The organism is Staphylococcus sp. GDH8C109P (assembly GCF_017893405.1).
GTDB classification, from domain to species: domain Bacteria; phylum Bacillota; class Bacilli; order Staphylococcales; family Staphylococcaceae; genus Staphylococcus; species Staphylococcus cohnii.
Map to the genome: position 1 here is coordinate 302,145 of NZ_JAESMX010000009.1, position 23,265 is coordinate 325,409.

The following is a 23,265-nucleotide window of genomic DNA, read 5'->3' on the forward strand; positions in this document are numbered from 1 at the left end:
TCACCATATGAATGGCAAGAAAGGATTCCAACTATATGTCTAATTTAAAAGAAAGTATCGCGGTCGCTTTTGCGTTTGTAGGTGTTGTTGTGGGCGCTGGCTTTGCAACTGGACAAGAAATTTTTCAATTTTTTACGAGTAATGGTAGATACAGTGTTTTAGGCGTTATTATAACCGGACTTATCATTACTATCGCCGGTGTACTTGTATTAAATACAGGATATCGATTGCGTTCTCACAGCCATACCGAGCCCATAAAGTATTATCTTCCTCGAACAATTGCAACAATTTTTGATATTATATTAACTCTGTTTTTACTTGCATTAGCAATGATTATGACAGCTGGTGGAGTTTCAACGATTCATGAAAGTTTTGGTATACCATATGCCATTAGCGCTTTAATTTTAGTAATTATTATATTGGCTACTTTGTTCTTAAAATTCGACCGTTTAATAACTGTTTTAGGCATGGTCACACCATTTTTAGTCATTATTGTCTCATTGATTGCTATTTATTATTTCACTACTGGAAGCTTTGATTTTAACTCAGCATCACAATACGCCAATAGTGGCAATCGGACAGATAGATGGTGGTGGTTTGATGCAATTAACTATGGCAGTTTACAAATTGCAGCTGCGTTTAGTTTTCTTTCTGTAATGGGAGGACGCATGAAATCTGAGAAGGCAACATATTTGGGCGGTATTTTAGGTGGCATCATTATAACGTTTTTATTATTAATGTTGAACCTTGGAATGGTAACAGAATTCACAAACATAATAAACGTATCATTACCGTCGTTATTATTGGCAAACCATATTTCACCTGTGATTGGTCATTTTATGGCAATTATCATGATATTAGTTATTTATAATACGGTTGTGGGCTTAATGTATGCATTTGCTTCTCGTTTCACAGAACCATACCAACAAAACTATTATATATTAATTATAATTATCGCAATCATTACATTTGCTACTACATTTATTGGCTTTATTGAGTTAATTGGAAAAGTATTTCCATTAATGGGTCTCTTCGGTTTTATTTTGTTAATACCTATATTAATTAAAGGCATCTTTTATAAATCTCATTCATCATAATAAAAATCCCTAGACAAGTGTTTCAATATTATGTTCATTTAATCAGATGTGATCAAAATATTGAATGAGTCTAGGGGTATTCTATTTTGTTAGCAACGCCTTTTATATAAAACGCTAAGCAAACTGATATTGGTTAATCTTCTAATAATGATTGGCCCGCAATGATACCTTCTCGTGTGAGTTCATGACTGTTTACCCATAGTTCCTTAACTGTTGCACCTCTTTGTTTAAATATATCAATAACATTTTGACTATCCTGAACAGAAACAATTGGGTCATTTTCACCCATTGATAATAATACCTTGGTATAAGATAAATCTTTATCATTTATTGAATCTAAAGGATATAAAGGTGCATACAGTAACGCTTTGTTAAATGAAATATCAGGGTGTAACATCATGCTTATAGCTATATTAGAACCATTAGAGAAACCTACTGGGACAGCCTTAGCTAAATCAAAATGATAAGTTGCAGCCGCTTCTTTTAAAAATTGAATTAAATTGTTTGTTCTATATTTCAAATCTTCAACATCATATTGACCTTCACCATATCTCTTGAAGAAACGATTCATACCATTTTCCGATACTTCACCTCTTACACTTAATACATTATAGCTAGGGTTTAACGCTTGCGCTAAAGGTAAAAGATCATTTTCATCGCCACCAGTACCATGCAATAGGATAAAAGTTGGTCCGTTTAAATCACCTTTTTTAAAGATGTGTTCCATTATTCATCATCTCCTTTTAAAATAGTTATATTCGAATGGGTGGTAATAAATTCAATAATGCTTCTCTGCGTTCTTCATATTGTGGTGGTAACATAAGATGTGTACCCAAATCTTCAAATCGTTCATCTATCGTGAATCCAGGTCCTTCAGTAGCAAACTCAAAAATAATGCCGCCACGTTCTTTCATGTAAATAGCATTGAAATAATTACGATCTTTAATGTCAGTTACATGATAGCCTTTGTCTTTCATTTTCATTTGCCAAGCTTTGTGAGCATCATCATTAGGTACTGACCACGCAATATGATGTACTACACCGACGCCCCATCGTACACGAACATTGGCTACCTCTTTTCTAACTATCACGTGATGTTGCCATTCACCCTTAGTTTTTAGGTGAACATGATGATCGTTTTCACTTACTAGCTCTATACCCATATCCTCATTCAATGTTCGTACTGTTTGATGTGGCTCAGTTGATAACATGCTAACACCATGAAAACCTAAAATATTTCCTCCATTATCATATGAATGCCCTCCATCGGCTTCCACAAGTGCTAATGGCAACTCATGTATATCTGAAAATTCGACCGTAGATTTATCAAATAATTGTGTTCTCACTGTCTCTATCCCATGTGATTGTAAATGTGTTTCCCAATGTTCCAATGATCCATTAGGCACCCGAAATGCTATACGTTGAACCTGACCAGAACCTATCCGTCCTTTATAATTGTTAGGCCAATTAAAAAATTTCAGTATCGTTCCATTATCTACATTGCCATTTGCAAAATATAGATGATACGTGGAAGGATCATCAAAATTCACTGTTTTCTTAATTAATTTTAAATTGAGTATATCTCTATAAAATTGAATATTCTCTTCTGGATTACCTACAATCGCCGAAATGTGATGAATATGACTGATATCTTCCATAAAATAACCACCTTCTCATTTTGTAATTTCAAGGTTTAAACAATCTTTCATTTTTAATGCGAACGTTTTGTGTCAAACGGACGTATTTCTGATTCAATATAATCACGTTGTTCTTCTAAGAATGGTGGTAATGCAAGACTTTCGCCCAATGTTTCATATGGCTCATCTCCCATAAATCCAGGGCCGTCAGTAGAAACTTCAATCAAAATATGGCCAATACGTGCATATAATGCTTCAAAATAAAATCTGTCTACTAACCCAGAATTCCCTATACCATACTGTTCATATTTTTCTAACCACTTAGATATTGCCTCATGATCTTTTAATCTGAAAGAAACATGATGCACCTCTCCATAACCTTGTCTCGCTTCTGGACCAGTTGTATCTTTTCTTAAAAATACTTGACCTCCATTGCCACCTTCGCCTACTTCTAATACTGCAACGTTTTCTTCCTCTATAATCGTTGTCATATCAAATATATTTTCTAAAATCTTTTTAAAATCTTCAAAATAACTAACTGTTATTTCAATCGGACCTAAACCATAAATTGCTTTATCTGTTGGTACTGGACCTTCTTTCCAAGGTTGTCCAGGTGCCACGCCTTTATTATTTTCATCCGAAATTAATTGGTAACTTTGTCCATCTGATTCTTCAAATGGTAATACTTTTTTACCAAATAGTGTTTGAATGCCTTCATGTTTAATATTATATTCATTAAATCTTTGTTCATAATATGCTAAAGCTGCATCATCAGGCACACGAAATGACGGACGTGTAATTGAATTGGTACCAGAATGCCCTTTGGGAACATTAGGAAAATCAAAAAATGTCATATCAGTACCAGGAGAACCTACATCATCTGCAAAGAATGTATGATAAGTATATATATCATCTTGATTTACAGTCTTTTTAACAAGTCTCATTCCTAATACTTCAGTAAAAAATTTATAATTTCGTTCAGCATCATCTGTGATTGCTGTTACATGGTGTATTCCTAATAATTGATTGTTTGTCATAATAAAACTCCTTTTTCATTATATTTATCTCGATTTCGAAGTAATTTTGAGTAAAATTTTTAAGTGCTACGACTTATTAATAGGTTGAGCACTTAATTTTTTTAAAGCTAGTTGTAATATTGTTAATTCTTCGTTTGAAAGTATTGAGAAAGTTGATTGTAACCTAGCCGCATGTTCTGGAAATATATCATTCATTAATGCTTGACCTTCGTCAGTTATTGAAGCATTGGTTACGCGTTTATCTTGTACATTTCGAATTCTTACTACATATCCTTTGGCTTCTAACTTATCAACGACATATGTGATACTGCTACTCGCAATTAAAACTCTGTCACCAATACGCTGTATCGGCTGGTCGCCTTTATTATATAATAACTCTAAAACTGCAAACTCCGTTATATTCAAGCCGTAACGTTGGATATCATTTCTTACGATTTGTTCTAAATGATCTACGGTTCGATTTAAACCAATAAAAGTATTCAACGACTCTTTAGTACGATTCATTGCATCACCAACTTCCAATTTATTTCGAATTCGAGATAAATTATAATATCTCTTCAGACATAAGTCAACAAATAAGGTATAAAAAATATACTTATTATTAAAATGGCAATAACATTAAAAGTACTTAACATTATTTCTCAACCAGTTTCTTTCTCTCTTATAAGTGGTATATATCATAATGTGGAGGTGTCATAATGAATAAATTATTTATTAACAATCAATTTGTAGAAAGTGAGTCTAATGACACAATGAATGTCATTAATCCTGCGACAGAAGAAATCATAGACACAATTACATTTGCGACGGAAAATGAAGTTAATTCGGCTGTGGAAAAATCTAAACAAGCACAATTAGAATGGGAAAAAGTCCCTCAGCCAACACGGGCAGACCATGTGAAAATGTTAATCCCTTTATTAGAAGAACATAAAGATGAAATTGCAAAATTATATGTTCAAGAACAAGGGAAAACTCTCATTTCTGCAATCGGTGAAATAGACAAGGCAATACACTTTATAGACTATATGACAAGTCAAAGTATGAATAGCAAAGGTGAAGTCATTCAAAATAGTCGCGAAAATGAAACGATACAATTAACAAAAAAACCTATTGGCGTAACTGCAGGTATCGTTCCATGGAATGCACCTATCATGGTCTTAATGAGAAAAGTCATTCCTGCTGTAATCACAGGTTGTTCTGTAGTAATTAAACCAAGTGAGGAAACATCATTAGTCACTCTAAAAATTGCAGAGTTGTTTCGCCAATCAACAATCCCTGCAGGTCTCATTCAAATTATCCCTGGTAAAGGAGAAACTGTCGGTACACAATTAGCAGAGCATCCAGATATACAATTAATATCAATTACAGGTAGTATGCGTGCTGGTAAATCTGTTTATGCCAAGAGTGCTCAAACGGTTAAAAAAGTTAATCTTGAACTCGGCGGCAATGCGCCTGTAATAGTGACACCAAATGCGAATTTAGATAAGGCCGTTGATTACATTGTTACTGCTAGAATTAATAACGCAGGACAAGTATGTACTTGCCCTGAACGAATCTTTGTACACCATGATATCCATGAAACGTTCATTAATAAGCTAAAAGACAAAATGGAAACTTTAAATGTAGGAGATCCATTTGATGATCAAACTGATTTCGGTGCAATTATCAATCAAAAACAATTAGATAGCATCGATGAAAAAGTTCAAAATGCAATTCATAGCGGTGCTAAATTAATTACAGGTGGTAACATAATTGATCGTTCCGGTTATTTTTATGAACCAACGATTTTAGATCAAGTAAGTCCAGACGACGAAGCTTTCAAAGAAGAAATTTTCGGACCTGTACTACCTATCGTACAATATTCTGACTTTGAAGAAACTATTGAACAAGCCAATCATACAAACGCTGGTTTATCTTCTTATATATTTTCAGAAGATTTAAAAGAAGTAATGATAGCCACTGAACGTCTTAAATTTGGTGAAGTTTATGCAAATTGTGAAGCAGAAGAAGTTGTGAATGGATATCATGCTGGTTGGAGAGAATCAGGTCTCGGAGGCGCTGACGGTATTCGTGGACTTGAAGAATATTACAATACAACAGTGTCTTACATTAGATATGATTAAAAGTGTTAAATGTTTAAAAATACACAACATGTTTAAATGACTAAATGCATGTTAAGCAAACTGTAACAGCAATTTCTTTTACAAAAATAAAATAGTCTGGGACATTAAGTTCTTGGACAAGTTAAAAAAGGCATTTCTATCGAAATAATATAGAAATTGCCTTTTTCATTTTGTGTTTGTTTTTGTGACAGCCACATCATTCGGATACGATGATTAAGCAGCTTTTCTATTTTACGACCAGAGCATACGGATAGTGTGTAGGCATATAGCATAATTTTTAATATCATTTTAGGATGATATGATGTAACACCACGATGATGTTTGAATTCATCGAATACATTTTCAGAGATTGCTTCAACGATTTCATTAACATGTCGTGACAAATACATATAAATGCGACGTATTTTGGCGAGACGCTTGAGGGAACAGGACAACCTGAAGTCTACAGGTTGAGCTGTTCTCTAAGAAAGCGAGCCAACAATATGAAGTATTAAATAAAAAAGAAGCAATCAGATGGATTAAATTAAATCATCTGATTGCTATTTTTCTGGTATTTATGTCCCAATCTCTTTAATCATTATATGGATAGTTCGAAATTTTTCATCAAATATGTTATCTGACGTTTAGGATTTAGTACAAAATATTGTTATCCTGACATCAATATGATTGTAATTACTGATTAAGTGCTCTATTTAATGATTTCATATTTTCTTTCATTAAAGATTGATAAGTAATCTGTTTATCCTTTACTTCTTCTTTTGATAAGGTTGCCATATTATGAAATTTTAGCGGGGTTGTATTAGATTCCTTTTGAATAACATCTGTAACTTTAGAAGTGATATTTTGTTCATATAATACATAAGGTTGTTTAGTTTTATCTATATTCTGAACGATATTCATTAGTTCACGTTGACTAGGTTCTTCATTATTCATGCCACTAACACCTCGCTGATTAAACTGATAGCGATTTGCTAGATAACCTATAGAGTCATGAGAAATTACGACTGTATCACGTTTAGGATGTTGTGTAATCTGCTTCATCTCATTATCAATTTCGTCGATATCTTTGATCAAATGATTGTAGTTACGCGTGTAATACGTTTTGTGTTTAGGATCCTTCTCGATTAAATCATTTTTAATCACCTTAGCAAATTTTTTATTCAACACAGGATCTAGCCATACATGTGGGTCTTGTTCCCCATGATCATGACCTTCATGATGATCGTGATTGTCATGTTCATCATGTTCTTCGTGATTTGCAATTAAATCATGGTGACTAAGATGTGCAGCAACAGGTAATTTCAAGTTATCATTATTAATTGAACGTGCAATTTTCTTAGCCACGGGATCCATTTCTTCATTTGAATAGATAAACAAATCACTTTTAGCGATATTAATCATTTCTTTTTGTGTAGGTTCAAAAGAATGCATGTCAGCACCGGGGGGATAAATCGAATCAACATCTACATATTTGCCCCCGATTTGATCAGTAAAACTTTGGAATGCAAATGCTGTCGTATATATTTTTAATTTATTATTCGAACTGACGTCTTTTTTTTCAGAATTTATATTTCCGCATGCACTTAACAATACGATAAATATACAGGTCAGAATAAGTAACATAATTTTTTTCAAAAAACGCCCCTCCAAATCGAAATTATTCCGTTAAAACTATAAACTTATTTTCACATTTTTTCAATGGTTTTTTGTTATTCGACAATATTTAATGACATCATTGATGATTAAAATACGTGCTTATTTTTAATATTAGTTTAACTTAAGGTGAAATGTGATATTTAATATATATGACGTTAATAACATGGAGGTGTTAGAATGGCGGAAATTAAACAAGGTACGAATAAGTTTTATATAGGCGATAACGAAGACAATCCACAAGCAGAGATTACATTTCAACCTCAAGGTGATAATCAAATAACTATTGATCATACAGGCGTACCAGATGAGCTTGGTGGCCAAGGTTTAGGTTCTCAACTTGTAAAATCAGTTGTTGACTATGCACGAGACAACAATTTAAAAGTCTCTGCGACATGTCCTTTTGCTAAATCAGTTATTGAGAAAAAACCAGAATTCCAAGATGTTTATGCAGGTTAATTGCTTGCCTACAAACTTCTTTAAGTTCCAAAATAAATTTGGATATAAACAGCTCAAGCTAAATCACAAATATGAATGAGCCTGGGACGAATCAATGATGTCCCAGACTCTTTTTTTCTTTTTATTTTTCGGATCCATATTCTATTCTAATGAAATTCAAACCCGCTTTTATAAATATAGCAATTGAATCTACATCAATTGTTCTTTGACTGAAGACCTTAGTTTTGATTGTTTAGCTGCATTTAAACCTTAAAATAACAGCAATTCGCGCACTTTATTATTTTTGTACTAAAATACATGATTTATCCATTTTGCAATACATACATATTATAATAAATACCATTTTTTTGAATTAGTGTTTCATGTGTCCCTTGCTCTACAATTTCTCCATGATTTAATACAAGTATTTTATCAGCATCTTGAATCGTAGATAGTCTGTGCGCAATGGCTAAAGTTGTTCTTCCTTTTCTCATTGTATTCAAAGATTGTTGTATTTGTTCTTCCGTTTCAGAATCAATATTTGCTGTCGCTTCATCTAAAATAAGTATTTTGGGATTGGTCGCAATTGTTCTTGCAAATGCTATCAATTGTCGCTCACCACTTGAAAATGAACTTCCTTTTTCAATTACTCTATGTTGATATTGATCTGACAACTTTTCAATAAAATGGTGTGCATGAACAAATTCTGCAGCTTTCTTTACTTGTTCAAATGTCATCGTTGGGTGGTACAATTTAATATTAGATGCTACAGTGCCATAAAATATAAATGCATCTTGAAGTACGAGTCCTATTTTCTGCTTTAATTCTAGTTTCGGTATTGTTTTAATTGAATGCCCATCCACTTCAATACTACCTCGCTCAAATTCATAAAAACGCATAAACAAATTGATGATGGAACTCTTTCCTGAACCTGTATGACCAACAAGCGCTACCATTTCCCCCGGATTAACGGTAAAATTAATGTTTTTAAGTACGTCTGTCTCACCATCATAGCTAAAACTCACTTCTTTAAATTCAATCTTTCCTTTGTCAATTGTATTTGATGGCACAGGTTGTTGTTCAGGCTCATACGTTTCATCGTCAATTAAAGTAAATACCCTACTCGCTGAAACCAAAGCTTGTTGTAAAATATTTAAATTTTGACTTACTTGGTTGATTGGTTCAAAAAATCGTTCCATATATTGCACAAATGCAAATACAACACCAGCTGTAATACCTGTTGTAAAACTGATGATACCAAAATAACCTAAAATCATAACTAGAGCAAAAATAGCTAGTGAACTTATTGCAGGTCTCAATAATAAGCTATCAAGTTTCACTGTTTTTAACATATATTGATAATGTTCATCATTGATATGATTGAATTCTTTGTTTAACCTTTTTTCTTGATTAAATGCCTGTATTATCTTCATACCTTCTATAGATTCTGCTAACTTTGTATTTAAATCGGACAATTTTTGTCTCGACTTTGTAAATAAAACAGCTGAGTATTTCCGATAACTCGCAAGTATGAGTATGATAACTGGTAAAAACACCAATGAAATTAAAGCTAATTTCATTTCTAAAATAAACATCATAATATAACTAGAGATCATCATGAAAATAGCTATAAGAAATGTTGAAAAAACGCCTATAATCATATCAACAATTGTCTCTGTATCATTTGTTAACCTAGATACAATACTGCCGCCTGACACTTTATCAAAATACTTCATTCCCAATTTCCCTAATTTATTAAAAGCGTCAATCCTTAATTGTTGTATCACTTTAAAAGCAAGATATTGAAAAAGATATTGACTTAAATACATTGTTACTGCACCTATTATTTGAATGCTGATAAAGATTATAATAAGCCAAATCATTGCTTGCTGAGGAAAGATACGTGGCGTAAGGTAATCATCGATAAATACCTTTACCAAATAGGGTGTTAACATACTTGCTATGGTAGATATTGTTAATGTTAAAAACGCTAAAGCAATAATCCCTTTATAAGGGGTCGTATACTTAAATAACCTAATCAAAGACTGGGCTTGGTCTTTCGCAGTTAAATTAACTTTTTCAGCCATTAGTATCGTCCCCTTTCGTTAAGTCATCTAAATTACGCGTGAGCTTTTGTTGTAAAGCTTGAGCTCGATATGTTTCGTAATACCATCCTTTTTGGTTCATCAAAGTAGTATGTGTACCTTTTTCAACAATTGTTCCTTGATCCATCACAATTATTTTATCCGCTTGTTTCACAGCGCTCATCCGATGTGCAGTAATGATATTCGTTTTTCCTTTTCTTAATTTTTCTAAATTGTTTAGTATCACTTCTTCGGTTTGAGCATCCACTGCAGAAAGAGAGTCATCAAGTATTAATACTTCTGGATTTATTAATAACGCTCTCGCAATTGATATTCTCTGTTTTTGTCCGCCTGACAATGATACGCCTCTTTCACCTACAACAGTTTGATATTGATAAGGGAAAGATAAAATATCCTCATGAATATAACTTGCTTTACTTGCTGCAAATATCTGATTGTCATCTATTTTTTCATTACTAAATGCAATATTATTTCGAATGGTAGTAGAAAATAGAAAGTGTTCCTGTGGTACATACCCAAACTGATCTCTTAAATATTGTACATTATAATCTCGAATAGGATGGTCACCATATTTGATTTCATTCGGTTCCTTTGTATCAAACTCTCTAAGTAACAATCTAATTAATGTGCTTTTCCCTGATCCAGTTCTACCAACTATGCCAACAGTAGAACCTTTACTCACTTCAAAATGCACATCATAAATGCCTTCTTCCGAATTTCCCGGGAAATTAAATTGTTTAATATTAAATTCAATATCCCCATATGGTCTTGTATTAAGTTTATAATCTGTATCTATATCATTAGGGGTGTTTCCTATTTCTTCAATTCGTTCATAAGATGCCTTTGCCCTTTGAACGATATTAAAAAATAATCCTAGTGCTAGTAATGGCCAAACAAGCATGCCTAAATAAGTCGTAAATGTAATCAGTTGACCAAGTGTGATTGTATTATTGAAAACTAATTTTGCACCAAATAAAATTGATAAAAAGTAACTCATTCCTATAACTAATGTAATTGTTGGGTCAAACAATGCATCAATTTTTGAAACTTTTAAATTTTTATTTACTACATCATCACTTAAATCTTTAAAATCTTGTTGATCACTAGCCTCATAACCAAATGTCTTAGTGACTTTAATACCAGCCACTCTTTCTTGTGTCTTATCATTCAATCTACTAAACGCTGCTTGAGCTTTTTTAAATCCTTTACTAAGTAATGAACCATAAAAACTTGTTAACAACACCATAAAAGGCAGTGGTATCATTGCAATCAGTGTTAATTTCCAGCTTACTGTTACAGCCATTGTGATAACTACGGTTCCACCAGTTATCAAAGAATCTGCAATCATTAATATCCCTGCGCCTGCAGCATTTTGCACTGCTCTGATATCATTGGTTGCATGTGCCATCAAATCACCAGTTCTTCTATTTTGATAAAAGATAGCACTCATAACTGTATATTTTTTATATAAATACGTTCTTAATGTTTGGCCTAGTTTTTGACTTGTCCCAAATATCGATAATCTCCAAATATATCTTAATACATAAGTCAAAATCGCGACCAACACTAATATAGAAAGATAAATTATTAATAATTTCGGTGTTAATTTATTAGCCCCCATATAGTCAATCGTCTTACCGATAATCTGTGGTGGTAAAATTTCAATCACAGCAATCAAAAATAATGTGCTCAAACCTATAATATAACTACCTTTATGCTGTCTGAAAAACCACCCTAATTTCCAAAAGACTTGCATACACTCACCCACTTCATCATCCAAATTGTTTATGTTCACATATTACCACATGTTGTTAAATGTAAATATAGTAGTGATTTTAAACGTTGTGTAATTCTAAATAGCGAGACAAGTAAATTGACTTGGTATACTTTTTATATTAACTTATAGTTATAAATCATAACTGACTATAAAGGAGCAAAATGATGACTTTTCACGATAAAGCAGCAATTCAAGTAACAAATATCACCTTAAATGTTAAAAATTTAAAAACAATGTTGGAATTCTATTCACACATTTTAGGACTTAAAGTTGTATCAAAAGATGATACTTCTGCTATTTTACAAGTTGGTTTGAGCGACCATACTATTACATTAAATGAAATTCAAGAGGGACGTCAGCCTTCCTTAAGAGAAGCAGGCTTATTTCACATAGCAATTCTACTACCTGAACGCGTAGATTTAGCTAATTTCTTATTTCATATTTCACAATCAAACATTCCGATTGGTGGCGGTGACCATCTTGTGAGTGAAGCTTTATACCTTAATGATCCAGAAGGAAATGGCATTGAAGTTTATTACGACAGACCTGAATCTGAATGGTTGTGGGAAAATGACAAAGTGAAAATGGATACGTTACAAGTAGATACAGCTGATTTACTTAATCAAAGAACAGAGATAGGTTGGGATAAAATACCAAATAATGCAAAGATTGGGCATTTGCATTTGAAAACATCTGACTTAGCAGTAGCTAGACATTTTTACATTGATAAGTTAGGGCTTCAACATATTTCCGATTTTCCTCAAGCTCTGTTTATGTCATCTAAATATTATCACCATCATATTGCAGTAAATACTTGGCAATCCAGCTTACCGAGAATTGAAAATGATAACAGCTATGGATTAGTCCACATCGATATTTATAAACCAAACAATGAAGTTGAAGAAACTTTTTTAATAGACGGTTTAAATATTACTTTACACAATCAAATGTCATTAATAGCTGATAAAGTATAAAGCTAAGACATCACGCACAGTATAATAACTCAACATGCTATTAAAGTTTATAATAATAAAAACGTCAATTTCTATTATAATTATAGAAATTGACGTTTTTTTATTTAAGTCAAGACATTAATGTCATGGTTTTCTTTTGTACGAACTTTAAATATTTTAGTCATGGTCGTTCTTATTATTCAACCCATTCTACAACATGAGATTGAGGTTGACGCACTTTTTCTTTTGCTTCAGTTTCTCTATAACCAAATGCAACCATTACGGATGGTGCAAAATGCGTTTCATCCATCAAGCCTTCATCAATTAAAAATTGCGTTACAGCATCTAAATCAAATCCTTCCATCGGACAAGAATCAATATTTAATAATGCCGCACTCGTCATCATATTACCTAATGCAATGTATGTTTGTTTTTTAGCCCATTCCAACAATGTTTGTGCATTATCATTAATATGGAAACTTGTTTGGAAATTATCGAATTTTTCTTCCGTAGCAGGTATACTATCTTCGCTGTATTGCTTAATATCTCGAATCATATGTTGTACAAATGGTGATTTAGAAGTTACATTTTTACGTGCCAATATAATTACGAAATGGCTTGCTGTATCTAACTGCCCTTTTGCACCCCAACTTATTTCTTTTAACTTATTTCTAATTTCTGAATTTTGTATTACGATAAATTTCCAAGGTTCTAATCCCAGAGAGCTCGGGGACAGTCTACCCGCTTCTAAGATAGTGTCAAATTCACTTTCATTTATCTTTTTATTTGAATCAAACCTTTTTGTTGCATGTCTAAAATTAAACGCATTTATAATTGTTTGTTGCATATCATTCATTTCTTGTTTGCCATCCTTTCCATTTGTATCTTATACCTTTTAGTATAGGATAGGTTGTTACATGGATTAAAATAAAATGTTTAAGCTTAATACCGAATTAAGATATAAGATATTACTTATTCATTTTAAGCACTTGATCTTCAATAATAGATAAAACACCTTGCTTATCATTTGATGGTGCTACATAATTTGCAATTTCGAATAATGTTTCATCTTCACAATTTTCCATCACATAACTATATGTTGCTAATTGCAACATATCTAAATCATTATTTGCGTCTCCAAATGCCATGAGCTCGTCTTCCACTAATCCCCATTTTTTTAATAATCTAGCTAATGCATTTCCTTTGGTCATACCTGGAATGATAATATCGATACTATCTCGACCACTTGATACAAGTGACAAATCTTGTGAAAAGCGGTTTGACAAATCCTTATCAAGTGTAGGATGTGTTGCTCTATCTATATTTAAAGCGATTTTTACATATTCGTCTTCTGGTAAATTTTGTAAGGATTCTATTTCTTTTAATTGTCGATAATAAAAATGTGCATCTTTTTTAAATGATTGCTCATTGTCTTTTAATATGTAAGCACTTTTCAATCCACAAACAATTATTTCGTTGATACCACGGGTGATATTTAAATAATTAACAATATTACGGAAAACATCTTTTTCAAATGCTTGGTAATCATATAACTTATTGCCTTCATAAATAACCGCGCCATTTTCAGCAACAAAAAACATAGCTTTATCTCCGAAAATAGATTTTAATTTTGCGTATTGATTACCACTTGCTGCTATAAATTTAATATTTTCATTTTTCAATTGTTGAAATATACGATTAAATCTTTCTTGATCATATTGTTTTTTTGAATCTAAAAATGTACCATCCATATCTACTGCGATTGCTTTTATCATACTTATCATCCCCTCAAATGCTCTGCTTATATCTGTAATTCATTATATCCATATTCATCGCTAAATTAAAATAAATAAATTGAATTATATCCTTTAAGTTGTGAATAATCTAATTTTTAAAGTTTTAAATAAAAAATAGGCAGAATAGAAAGCACATACGCAATATGCTTGATTCTATCTGCCTTGAATAACGTATTCATTTTCTAAAAATTATCTTAGCTTAACATTGGAAAAAATCTATTCTATGACAACTCAATGTACGATTCATTTTACCTAACTTTATAAAGCTTTAGCCTTCTTGATTGTCTTCTTTCATACGAACAATAGAAACATAATTAGATTTTTCTTTAATATCATAGATTGTTAAACCTGTAATATCTTTTGGTTTACCTGGCACGATAATACTTATGATATAAGAGAAAATAAATGCTACTATAAACGAAATAATAGATACATAGAATGGTGAATTGCCGCCACCCATTCCGTTAAAGATATAAGCAAAAATAATTCCAAATATTAATCCCATCAGTACACCGAACGTATTGGTACGACGTGTGAATATACCAACCGCAAATACACCAGCCAATGGTACTCCTACTAAACCAGTAATTAACAAGAATAAATCCCAAAGGTCGTTAGAATCTGCTGCAATTAGATAAATAGACATACCGAATCCAAATAATCCCGAAAGGATAATTATCCATCTAGCAAATCCAACTTCACTTTTTTCATCTTTCTTGCCAAAGAATCTGTGCTTAATATCAACAGAAATACAAGCCGAAATTGAATTCAAACTTGAAGAAATGGTTGATTGTGCCGCTGCAAATATGGCTGCTATTAATAGTCCAGCAACAAATGGTGGCATTTCAGTAAGTATAAAGTATGGTACTACAGAAGAAGTATTAAACCCTTTAGGCAATGCACTTTCATGACTATAAAATGAGTACATCATTGTTCCCATACCGTAGAATAACGGCGCCGATATTAAAGCTAAGGCCCCATTCGTCCATAAAGATTTTTTTGTTTCTGATATAGAATCTGATGCTTGATAACGTTGTACCACATCTTGACTTGCTGTATATTGATGCAAGTTGTTAAAAATGTTCCCTAAAAAGATGATAGGAATTGCTGCGGCTGCAGTATTAAATTTCCAGTTATCAGCACTAATGATTTTTTTATGTTCTAATGCATCACTTACAACAGTCCCCATTCCCCCTTGAATGTGGACTACACCTAAAATAATGATTGCTGCTGCGCCACCTAATAGAATGACGCCTTGAATGAAATCACTCCATACAACACCTTCAAAACCGCCAAGGAATGTATAAAGAATACACAAAATACCAACCAAACTTGCCACTACATATGGATTCATATCTGATACAGAAGTTATCGCTAATGTAGGTAAATAGATAACAATGGCTACTCTCCCAATATGGAATAACACAAATAACAATGAACCGATAACACGAATACTAGGTCCAAAACGCGCCTCTAAATATTCATAAGCAGACGTCACCTTTAATTTTTTAAAAAAAAGGTACATAAAAGTATATAAGTAAAGGAATAATTGCTACAATCGCAATATTACCTGCAATATATGACCAGTCTGTCAAAAAAGCCTTTTCTGGCGTAGACATAAAAGTTATCGCACTTAAAGTTGTGGCATAAATAGAGAACCCTACTGCCCATGAAGGCAAACGACCACTAGCCGTAAAGAAGCTATCTGTACTTTGGCTTGCGCGTTTGGTAAAATATGCACCGACTAAAAGCATAACTAAAAGGTAAATAACTACTGCCACCCAGTTCCATATACCAAAACCAACTTGTTCCATTTAATTCATCCCCTTATACGGTAACCTATAAATCGTATTTGTTAATTAATGATTCTAATTTAGCTCTGTTGTTTTCATTGAACGGTTTGAACGGACGTTTTGGTAATCCACCATCAATACCACGTGTCGCTAAAATTTCTTTCAATGTAGAATAAATGCCCATAGACAGCACATTTTCAATAATGTCGTTAGTATCATGCTGAATTTGATAAGCTTCATCAATTTGACCATTTTTAGCTTTTTCAAAAATTTGTCTTGCGCGTCTACCATTGACATTATATGTAGAGCCAATTGCGCCATCTACACCAGAAATAGCCGCTTGTACTAACATTTCATCAAAACCAGAAAGTATTAATTTATCTGGATACGCTTTGCGAATACGTTCTAATAAGAAAAAGTTAGGAGCAGTATATTTCACACCGACCACTTTTTCATGATTAAATAATTCACCAAATTGTTCTATAGAAATGTTAACGCCAGTTAAATCTGGAATTGCATAAATAATTAAATTATTTTGTGTCGCTTCAATTAATTCAAAATAGTAATCTTTGATTTCTTCAAATGAAAATGGATAATAGAATGGTGTAACTGCAGAAATGGCATCATACCCTAATTCAGTTGCATATTTACCTAGCTCTATTGCTTCATTTAAATCTAATGATCCAACTTGAGCGATCAATTTTACATTCTCATTCACTGCCTCTTTAGCAACTTTAAAAACTTGTTTCTTTTGCTCTTTATTTAATAAGAAGTTTTCGCCTGAGCTGCCATTAACATAAAGTCCATCTAATCCTTCAGTTTCAATGGCATTTTGTGCAATTTGCGCCAATCCTTCCTCTTTAACCTGACCATCCTCATCAAATGGTACTAATAATGCTGCATATAAACCTTTTAAATTCTCTTCCATTTTATAACCCTCCATCTATATATTTAAGTTATTATTTTTAATCATTTATATAAACATATAATGCTTTAAAAAATATCTTTTATTTATTCTATTTACAGTTCAAATTGTAAACGCTATCATAGAGTGTGGCAATAGCTTTTTGAAAAAATGCATCATTTTATAATGATATGAGTGAAAAATTTTTTCAATATTGATTTTCTTGTAGAAATTAAGGAGGGTGCAAATATGCATCAATATAAGATTGCTATTGATATTGGGGGAACAGAAATTAAGGCTGCTGTGGTAGATCAATCATTAAATTTTATAGAGTACATCAAAACACCTACCCCAAATAACATCGATACGTTTATTAGGGATAAAGTTTATGAGCTTGTAATGATGTTGCAGAAATCTTATCAAATCGACCCACTTTATGTTGGTATTTCTAGCGCAGGCGTTATAGATGAACAGCGCGGTATAGTTGAATACGCTGGGCCAACGATTCCCAATTATAAGGGAACTGACTTCAAATCTTTGCTTGAACCGTTAAATGCTCAGGTGAATGTATTTAATGATGTCAATGCAGCATTATTAGGAGAACTGGCTTTCCATGATTACAGCTCACAAAATATTTTTTGCTTAACTCTAGGAACAGGAATTGGTGGCGCTTTTTATAACAAATACGCGCAACTATACAATGGCGAAAGAAATCGCGCTAATGAAATTGGTTATTTGCTTTATGATAGAAAAACAAACAAAACCTTTGAACAACGTGCCTCAACAACTGCCTTAAAAGCACTCATGTTAGAAAAAGGGTTTATTCATCAAGACAATGTGCCAAAATTATTTGAACTAGCAGATCAACAAGATACGCTTGCACTAGCCATACTCAATCAATGGAGTGATTCCATCGCAGAAGGCATCGCTCAAATACAAATCATTTATGATCCTGGGTTAATACTGATCGGTGGCGGTGTTTCGTCACAAGGTCAAAATTTATTAAAATACATCATACCAAAAGTCGAATGTTATTTACCTGAACAATACGGTCATGCTCAAATACAAACAACAAGTACACAGAATCACGCTGCACTATACGGAGCAGTCTCTAGATTTTAAAAAGTTTTTGTCATCATTTTGTTGTCATAATAATGAAAGTTACTCCGTTTTAAAAGTCAAAACTATAAAAAACGCCAAATTCTAAATTATCCCAATAGAATTTGGCGTTTATGTTTTAATCAAAAATATTTATTTTCACAATGATTCTATTCATTTAATACTACTTTTTTAGTATGTTGATATACATTATGCATATACGTATCGTCCAATAATAAGTAACTGACGATATCTATTAAAAATAATGTAGCTATTTGAGTATTGATAAATTGGGTGTCTTTATTTCTAGATTGATCAGTAGTAATAAGCACTAAATCCGCACACGCTGTAATTGGACTTCCTTCATAATTTGTTATCACTACGACATATGCACCACGTTCATGTGCAACTTTAGCTGCAGCGATAAGCTCTGTAGTTTCGCCACTATTTGAAATTGCAACAAATGTATCGGAAGTTGATAATAAAGAAGCAAATATTTTCATTTGATATGCATCTGTAGACACATTCCCTTTCAACCCCATTCTCATCATACGATAGTAAAATTCAGTAGCTGATAATCCAGAACTACCAAGTCCTGCATAAATAATTTGCCGACTACGAATAATTTGGTTTACAAAACTTTGAATTTTTTCATCAGAAATAAATTCTCCTGTTTGTTGAATAATATTTTGATGATATTTATGAATACGTTGAATTAATGGACTATTTTCTATTACTCTTTCTGACATTTCTTGTTGTAAATTAAACTTCAAATCTTGAAAGTTCTCGTAATTTAATTTATTACTAAACCTTGTGATTGTTGCAGGTGAAGTACCAATCGCATATGCTAATGAATTAATTGTTGAAAATGTGTCGTCAAAGTCATTGTTTTGAATATATGCTACGATTTGTTTATCTGTTTTGGTAAATAAATGATGATAACGTTGAACGCGATTTTCGAATTTCATTTTGTGCATCCTCCCATCCCAATATTAGCTATATTATAAATGAAAATGTTTTTCATAACAATGAAATATATTGATTATTATTTTCTTGGTGTTATATTAAAAATATAAATCTATTAGATAATAAAGTATTTTATTAAATCTACTAAAGTTACGGAGTGTATAATTATGTTACCACAAGGATTAATTGTCTCATGTCAAGCCTTGGAAAATGAGCCATTACATTCATCTTTTATCATGTCAAAAATGGCTTTAGCTGCATACGAAGGTGGGGCTGTAGGCATTAGAGCAAATTCTAAAGAAGATATTATTGCTATAAAACAAGAAGTGAATTTACCTGTCATCGGTATTGTAAAAAGAGATTATGCAAATTCTGATGTTTTTATCACTGCAACACGTAAAGAAGTCGATGAATTACTAGAAAGTAAATGTGAAGTCATTGCTCTTGATGCCACAAAGCAAGCACGTCCTAAAGAATCACTTAAAGAACTTGTTTCATATATACGTCAGCATGCACCAAATATAGAAATCATGGCTGATATTTCTACACTTGAAGAAGCACAATATGCTGATAAATTAGGTTTTGATTACATAGGAACTACCCTTCGTGGCTATACTGGTTATACAAAAGGACATATTTTGTATGAAGATAATTTCCAATTTTTAAAAGATGTGCTATTACATGTTCATGCGAAAGTCATAGCTGAAGGAAATGTCATCACACCTGAAATGTTTAAACAAGTTACAGAATTAAATGTTCACTGTACAGTCGTCGGCGGTGCGATTACACGCCCTAAAGAAATCACTAAAAGATTTATTCAAGCAATTGAAAATTAATAATTTAAAAAACCCGTATTCAAATACATGGTTCCTACATGGTTAATGAATATGGGTTTTTATATAATTTTTTATTTAGTATGCTATAGTTCCTCGGCAACAAATATTTTTCTTTCTTCCCACTCACCTGTTTGCTCATTGTAATTATCACATGTAATTAATGTTAACTGCTTCTTATTCGATGCTTGTTCATCTAGCACTTCGACTTCATCTGGTTTCACATCATAAATTTTAGTAATCTTATACGTTCTTCGTTCATCTCCAACTTTAAAATAAACTTTACTTCCTTTTTTTGTTTCAGGTAACTTAGAAAACTGATAATCCGAATGACCCGTTAATGTATGACCTGCAATTGCGATATTTTGATCCTCTAATGTTTCGTTTGATTCCACAAAACTTACGCCTCTATCTAATTGTTTGGGCGTGGCAGGTCCTGGATAAACAGGTGTTTTAATATCTGCATCAGGGATTGATAAATATCCTGCCATTTTTGTCTTATCTTTAGGTATTTCTACTTTCTCATTTTCAGAGGTTTTAGATTGTTTGTCATAATGTTCTATTTTATTTTCATTGTCTTTTTGTGCAAAGTAATTATCAATTTTTGGTTTTATAAATAAATAAATCGCTATTATGATGAGTGCTACACCAATTAGTGTGACAAGCCTACTTCCCCATTTTTTCATGTAACGAATACTCCTTTTTCTAAATCAAAATATTCATTGTAAGTATAGCACAACTCATTATCTAACAACGTTAATTTCTCCATAAAACCTTTTATAGTTTTAAAAATTTCATAATGTGGTAGATACTAAAGTATTCAATATATATAAAGGATGTGTTTGTATGTCAGTATTTTCAGATGATGAACGTGTAAAAATATTATCTGACATTATTGAAATTCAATCTGTGAATGAAAATGAACTTGATGTCGCACATTATTTACAGGATTTATTTAATAAATACGGAATTCATACCAACATTGAAAAACTTGAAGGTGAAACTACGAGAGCTAACTTAGTGGCAGAAATTGGTGATGGCAAACCTGTTGTTGGTGTTTCAGGACATATGGATGTTGTCACTACGGGTGATGAAAATTTATGGAATTATGATCCATTTAAGCTCACAGAAGATGATCAAGGTAGATTACATGGACGTGGCGCTGCAGATATGAAATCTGGATTAGCTGCTTTAGCAATTAGTTTAATAGAAATTAAAGAAGCTGGTACATTAAATCAAGGTACAATCAGATTTATGGCGACTGCTGGAGAAGAAGTAACGAGTGATGGCGCTGCTTTATTACATGAAAAAGGTTATATGGATGACGTCGAAGCTTTATTAATTGCAGAACCTTCACAAGATGGCATTGTTTATACACATAAAGGTACAATGGATATTCAAGTTATATCCAAAGGTAAATCTTCACACAGCTCAATGCCTGAATTAGGTTATAATGCAATTAATCCTTTGGTTGATTTTATTCATTATTTAAACAAAGCTTATAACAAAGTAGATGTTAAAAGTGAATTACTCGGTACCCCAACAATGAATTCAACAATTATCTCCGGTGGTGATCAAGTCAACTCAATACCAGCTTATGCTGAATCATTGTTTAATATGCGTACTATACCAGATTACGATAATAATAAATTTGAAGCACTATTTAACAGTATAAAAGATCAAGTTAAACAAGAAAGTGACGCTGATATTACTGTTAATCCTTATGTAAATCGTGACCCTGTATATACTAAAGGGGATAATGAATTCTTAAAATTGGCTAAATCTTTAGGTGATTCTTATTTTGATAGAAACCTAGAAGTAACTTCTTCTACTGCAACTACAGACGCATCATATTTAATGAAGGATAAAGATGAACGTTTTTCATTTGTAATGTATGGTCCAGGCGAAACTGGCCAAGCACATCAAGTTGATGAATATGTTTATAAAGATACTTATCTAGCTTTTATAGATTTATATAGCCAATTATTACCACAATATTTAAATACTTCTAAATAAAATAACAAAACACATAATGTAACTACCATGAGCTCAATAAGTAAAGGCTAAAATATAAACCTCATACTCAAATAAAGGACGAATCCATATGAAGTGGATTCGTCCTTTTAGATTTAACGCCTTACAAATTTGAACGTAGCATGCTTGCTTGAAATATGATGTATGATAATCCGAGCGTGTACGCCATCTTTTCATCCAAGTCACTAAGACTTTTGGTTTCTTGTAATCATTATGGATGAGCATGAATATTTATTTTTTCATCTCTAACCAATTAATTAATTCATTTAAATTATTAACTGTTATTGTAGGATTCTGTCCATTATAATCAAAATGTTCTTTTTGTCTATTCACCCAAACCGTATCAAAGCCAAAATTTGTTGCTCCAGTTACATCCCAAGAATTAGAAGAAACAAACAATATTTCTTCTCTTTTCAAATGATTATATTTCAAAATCAATGCATAACTTGCAGGGCTTGGTTTATATTGCTTAATTTCATTAACACTCATAACCGTACTGATATCTTCACTTAATTCAGAGTTATCAATCAATGGTCTAAGCATATTATCGTTTCCATTGGATAGTATGCCTACATTGATATTCATGCTGTTCAGCTGGGCAAGTACTTTAGGTACTTCGTGAAAATATTCTAAATTTAAAAAAGCATCAAACAAACGATTTATATCTTCTCGATCATATTTTATTTTGTGCTCATCCATTGTGTAACGTAAAGCTTCTTTTGTTAATTCATCAAATGGGATATATCGTTGCATAATTTGTTTTAAAAACATGTGATTTAATTGCGTTTTTCTCCACAGTTTAGAAATAGATGTTGCTTGTTCATCATCAAATTGAGTCATACTTTTTTTAAAGAGGACATGTCAAAAAGTGTTCCATAAACATCAAAAATAATTGCTTTATACATTTTAAACCTCCTATTCAAAACACACATTTACTATTCTTTATCACGTTTCAACAAAGTCAAACAGTTTCTTATCATTTTTGTAAAATGATAAAGGTCATTGAAAGGTGATGCATTCT

At 32.2% G+C, this 23,265-nt stretch carries 19 protein-coding genes and 3 pseudogenes; 7 read left to right on the plus strand and 15 right to left on the minus strand.

Annotation, left to right across the window (positions count from 1 at the left end; translation table 11 throughout):
* The first annotated feature begins 35 nt into the window (after window positions 1–35).
* Window positions 36–1,097, plus strand: a complete 1,062-nt coding sequence (locus KA867_RS03320) for a YkvI family membrane protein (protein WP_107384211.1) — start codon at window positions 36–38, stop codon at window positions 1,095–1,097.
* A 133-nt stretch (window positions 1,098–1,230) separates the two neighbouring features.
* Here the strand turns inward: KA867_RS03320 and mhqD are convergent, their stop codons facing one another.
* From mhqD to KA867_RS03340, 4 genes are all read right to left on the minus strand, one after another.
* The gene (mhqD, locus tag KA867_RS03325) at window positions 1,231–1,824 is read right to left on the minus strand and encodes a methylhydroquinone degradation carboxylesterase MhqD (RefSeq protein ID WP_107386198.1); all 594 of its coding nucleotides are present in this window, start codon (window positions 1,822–1,824) and stop codon (window positions 1,231–1,233) included.
* A gap of 25 nt (window positions 1,825–1,849) precedes the next feature.
* The gene (locus tag KA867_RS03330; protein ID WP_210137033.1) at window positions 1,850–2,755 is read right to left on the minus strand and encodes a VOC family protein; all 906 of its coding nucleotides are present in this window, start codon (window positions 2,753–2,755) and stop codon (window positions 1,850–1,852) included.
* 53 nt (window positions 2,756–2,808) lie between these two features.
* Complete coding sequence (gene mhqE / locus KA867_RS03335) at window positions 2,809–3,771, minus strand: ring-cleaving dioxygenase MhqE (protein WP_107384214.1); 963 nt, start codon at window positions 3,769–3,771, stop codon at window positions 2,809–2,811.
* Between the two features lie 66 nt (window positions 3,772–3,837).
* Window positions 3,838–4,275 carry a MarR family winged helix-turn-helix transcriptional regulator gene (locus KA867_RS03340; RefSeq protein WP_210137034.1) on the minus strand — a complete coding sequence of 146 codons (438 nt, stop codon included), beginning with the start codon at window positions 4,273–4,275 and terminating at the stop codon, window positions 3,838–3,840.
* Between the two features lie 191 nt (window positions 4,276–4,466).
* Between KA867_RS03340 and aldA the strand changes: the two genes are divergently transcribed.
* Window positions 4,467–5,894 (plus strand): aldehyde dehydrogenase, encoded by a 1,428-nt coding sequence (gene aldA / locus KA867_RS03345; protein ID WP_181187391.1) that lies wholly within the window; start codon window positions 4,467–4,469, stop codon window positions 5,892–5,894.
* 161 nt (window positions 5,895–6,055) lie between these two features.
* Here the strand turns inward: aldA and KA867_RS03350 are convergent.
* Both KA867_RS03350 and KA867_RS03355 read right to left on the minus strand, forming a co-directional pair.
* Window positions 6,056–6,277: pseudogene (locus tag KA867_RS03350) on the minus strand (transposase); the annotation flags it as partial.
* 289 nt (window positions 6,278–6,566) lie between these two features.
* The gene (locus tag KA867_RS03355; RefSeq protein ID WP_210137035.1) at window positions 6,567–7,529 is read right to left on the minus strand and encodes a metal ABC transporter solute-binding protein, Zn/Mn family; all 963 of its coding nucleotides are present in this window, start codon (window positions 7,527–7,529) and stop codon (window positions 6,567–6,569) included.
* Window positions 7,530–7,727: 198 nt separating this feature from the next.
* Here KA867_RS03355 and KA867_RS03360 point away from each other — a divergent pair, with 198 nt between their 5' ends.
* A complete protein-coding gene (locus KA867_RS03360; RefSeq protein ID WP_107384216.1) occupies window positions 7,728–8,006 on the plus strand; it encodes a GNAT family N-acetyltransferase in 279 nt (92 codons plus the stop codon).
* Between the two features lie 302 nt (window positions 8,007–8,308).
* On the opposite strand, the gene KA867_RS03365 is transcribed toward KA867_RS03360, so the two are convergent.
* Together KA867_RS03365 and KA867_RS03370 are read right to left on the minus strand one after the other, a co-directional pair.
* Window positions 8,309–10,072 (minus strand): ABC transporter ATP-binding protein, encoded by a 1,764-nt coding sequence (locus tag KA867_RS03365; RefSeq protein WP_107386193.1) that lies wholly within the window; start codon window positions 10,070–10,072, stop codon window positions 8,309–8,311.
* Complete coding sequence (locus KA867_RS03370; protein ID WP_210137036.1) at window positions 10,065–11,846, minus strand: ABC transporter ATP-binding protein; 1,782 nt, start codon at window positions 11,844–11,846, stop codon at window positions 10,065–10,067. Before KA867_RS03370 ends, KA867_RS03365 begins: the two co-directional genes overlap by 8 nt.
* Window positions 11,847–12,031: 185 nt before the next feature.
* On the opposite strand from KA867_RS03370, the gene KA867_RS03375 reads away from it, so the two are divergent.
* On the plus strand, window positions 12,032–12,841 hold the full coding sequence (locus KA867_RS03375) for a VOC family protein (protein WP_182474464.1): 810 nt from the start codon (window positions 12,032–12,034) through the stop codon (window positions 12,839–12,841).
* Window positions 12,842–13,016: 175 nt separating this feature from the next.
* Here the strand turns inward: KA867_RS03375 and KA867_RS03380 are convergent, their stop codons facing one another.
* From KA867_RS03380 to KA867_RS03395, 4 genes and pseudogenes are all read right to left on the minus strand, one after another.
* Window positions 13,017–13,676 (minus strand): NAD(P)H-dependent oxidoreductase, encoded by a 660-nt coding sequence (locus KA867_RS03380; protein ID WP_107386190.1) that lies wholly within the window; start codon window positions 13,674–13,676, stop codon window positions 13,017–13,019.
* A gap of 112 nt (window positions 13,677–13,788) precedes the next feature.
* Window positions 13,789–14,595, minus strand: a complete 807-nt coding sequence (locus KA867_RS03385) for a Cof-type HAD-IIB family hydrolase (protein ID WP_210137037.1) — start codon at window positions 14,593–14,595, stop codon at window positions 13,789–13,791.
* A 289-nt stretch (window positions 14,596–14,884) separates the two neighbouring features.
* Window positions 14,885–16,430, minus strand: a pseudogene (locus KA867_RS03390) (sodium:solute symporter family protein).
* 25 nt (window positions 16,431–16,455) lie between these two features.
* Entirely contained in the window at window positions 16,456–17,337 is an 882-nt protein-coding gene (locus KA867_RS03395) for an N-acetylneuraminate lyase (protein WP_107386187.1), read from the minus strand.
* 225 nt (window positions 17,338–17,562) lie between these two features.
* Between KA867_RS03395 and KA867_RS03400 the strand changes: the two genes are divergently transcribed.
* Window positions 17,563–18,435: an ROK family protein gene (locus KA867_RS03400; RefSeq protein ID WP_107384224.1), complete on the plus strand. Its 873-nt coding sequence runs from the start codon at window positions 17,563–17,565 to the stop codon at window positions 18,433–18,435.
* A 146-nt stretch (window positions 18,436–18,581) separates the two neighbouring features.
* On the opposite strand, the gene KA867_RS03405 is transcribed toward KA867_RS03400, so the two are convergent.
* Window positions 18,582–19,379: a MurR/RpiR family transcriptional regulator gene (locus KA867_RS03405; protein ID WP_210137038.1), complete on the minus strand. Its 798-nt coding sequence runs from the start codon at window positions 19,377–19,379 to the stop codon at window positions 18,582–18,584.
* A gap of 165 nt (window positions 19,380–19,544) precedes the next feature.
* On the opposite strand from KA867_RS03405, the gene KA867_RS03410 reads away from it, so the two are divergent.
* Entirely contained in the window at window positions 19,545–20,213 is a 669-nt protein-coding gene (locus tag KA867_RS03410) for an N-acetylmannosamine-6-phosphate 2-epimerase (protein WP_210137039.1), read from the plus strand.
* Between the two features lie 83 nt (window positions 20,214–20,296).
* On the opposite strand, the gene srtA is transcribed toward KA867_RS03410, so the two are convergent.
* Window positions 20,297–20,896 carry a class A sortase SrtA gene (gene srtA / locus KA867_RS03415; protein ID WP_210137040.1) on the minus strand — a complete coding sequence of 200 codons (600 nt, stop codon included), beginning with the start codon at window positions 20,894–20,896 and terminating at the stop codon, window positions 20,297–20,299.
* 160 nt (window positions 20,897–21,056) lie between these two features.
* Here srtA and KA867_RS03420 point away from each other — a divergent pair, with 160 nt between their 5' ends.
* Window positions 21,057–22,226 carry an ArgE/DapE family deacylase gene (locus tag KA867_RS03420; RefSeq protein ID WP_210137041.1) on the plus strand — a complete coding sequence of 390 codons (1,170 nt, stop codon included), beginning with the start codon at window positions 21,057–21,059 and terminating at the stop codon, window positions 22,224–22,226.
* Window positions 22,227–22,475: 249 nt separating this feature from the next.
* Here KA867_RS03420 and KA867_RS03425 read toward each other — a convergent pair.
* Window positions 22,476–23,149: pseudogene (locus tag KA867_RS03425) on the minus strand (haloacid dehalogenase type II).
* Window positions 23,150–23,265: the final 116 nt, after the last annotated feature.

Coding starts and splice junctions, on each gene's coding strand:
- KA867_RS03320 (WP_107384211.1), top strand. CDS start 36: ATGTCTAATTTAAAAGAAAGTATCGCGGTCGCTTTTGCGTTTGTAGGT.
- mhqD (WP_107386198.1), bottom strand. CDS start 1,824: ATGGAACACATCTTTAAAAAAGGTGATTTAAACGGACCAACTTTTATC.
- KA867_RS03330 (WP_210137033.1), bottom strand. CDS start 2,755: ATGGAAGATATCAGTCATATTCATCACATTTCGGCGATTGTAGGTAAT.
- mhqE (WP_107384214.1), bottom strand. CDS start 3,771: ATGACAAACAATCAATTATTAGGAATACACCATGTAACAGCAATCACA.
- KA867_RS03340 (WP_210137034.1), bottom strand. CDS start 4,275: ATGAATCGTACTAAAGAGTCGTTGAATACTTTTATTGGTTTAAATCGA.
- KA867_RS03360 (WP_107384216.1), top strand. CDS start 7,728: ATGGCGGAAATTAAACAAGGTACGAATAAGTTTTATATAGGCGATAAC.
- KA867_RS03365 (WP_107386193.1), bottom strand. CDS start 10,072: ATGGCTGAAAAAGTTAATTTAACTGCGAAAGACCAAGCCCAGTCTTTG.
- KA867_RS03370 (WP_210137036.1), bottom strand. CDS start 11,846: ATGCAAGTCTTTTGGAAATTAGGGTGGTTTTTCAGACAGCATAAAGGT.
- KA867_RS03375 (WP_182474464.1), top strand. CDS start 12,032: ATGACTTTTCACGATAAAGCAGCAATTCAAGTAACAAATATCACCTTA.
- KA867_RS03380 (WP_107386190.1), bottom strand. CDS start 13,676: ATGAATGATATGCAACAAACAATTATAAATGCGTTTAATTTTAGACAT.
- KA867_RS03385 (WP_210137037.1), bottom strand. CDS start 14,595: ATGATAAAAGCAATCGCAGTAGATATGGATGGTACATTTTTAGATTCA.
- KA867_RS03395 (WP_107386187.1), bottom strand. CDS start 17,337: ATGGAAGAGAATTTAAAAGGTTTATATGCAGCATTATTAGTACCATTT.
- KA867_RS03400 (WP_107384224.1), top strand. CDS start 17,563: ATGCATCAATATAAGATTGCTATTGATATTGGGGGAACAGAAATTAAG.
- KA867_RS03405 (WP_210137038.1), bottom strand. CDS start 19,379: ATGAAATTCGAAAATCGCGTTCAACGTTATCATCATTTATTTACCAAA.
- KA867_RS03410 (WP_210137039.1), top strand. CDS start 19,545: ATGTTACCACAAGGATTAATTGTCTCATGTCAAGCCTTGGAAAATGAG.
- srtA (WP_210137040.1), bottom strand. CDS start 20,896: ATGAAAAAATGGGGAAGTAGGCTTGTCACACTAATTGGTGTAGCACTC.
- KA867_RS03420 (WP_210137041.1), top strand. CDS start 21,057: ATGTCAGTATTTTCAGATGATGAACGTGTAAAAATATTATCTGACATT.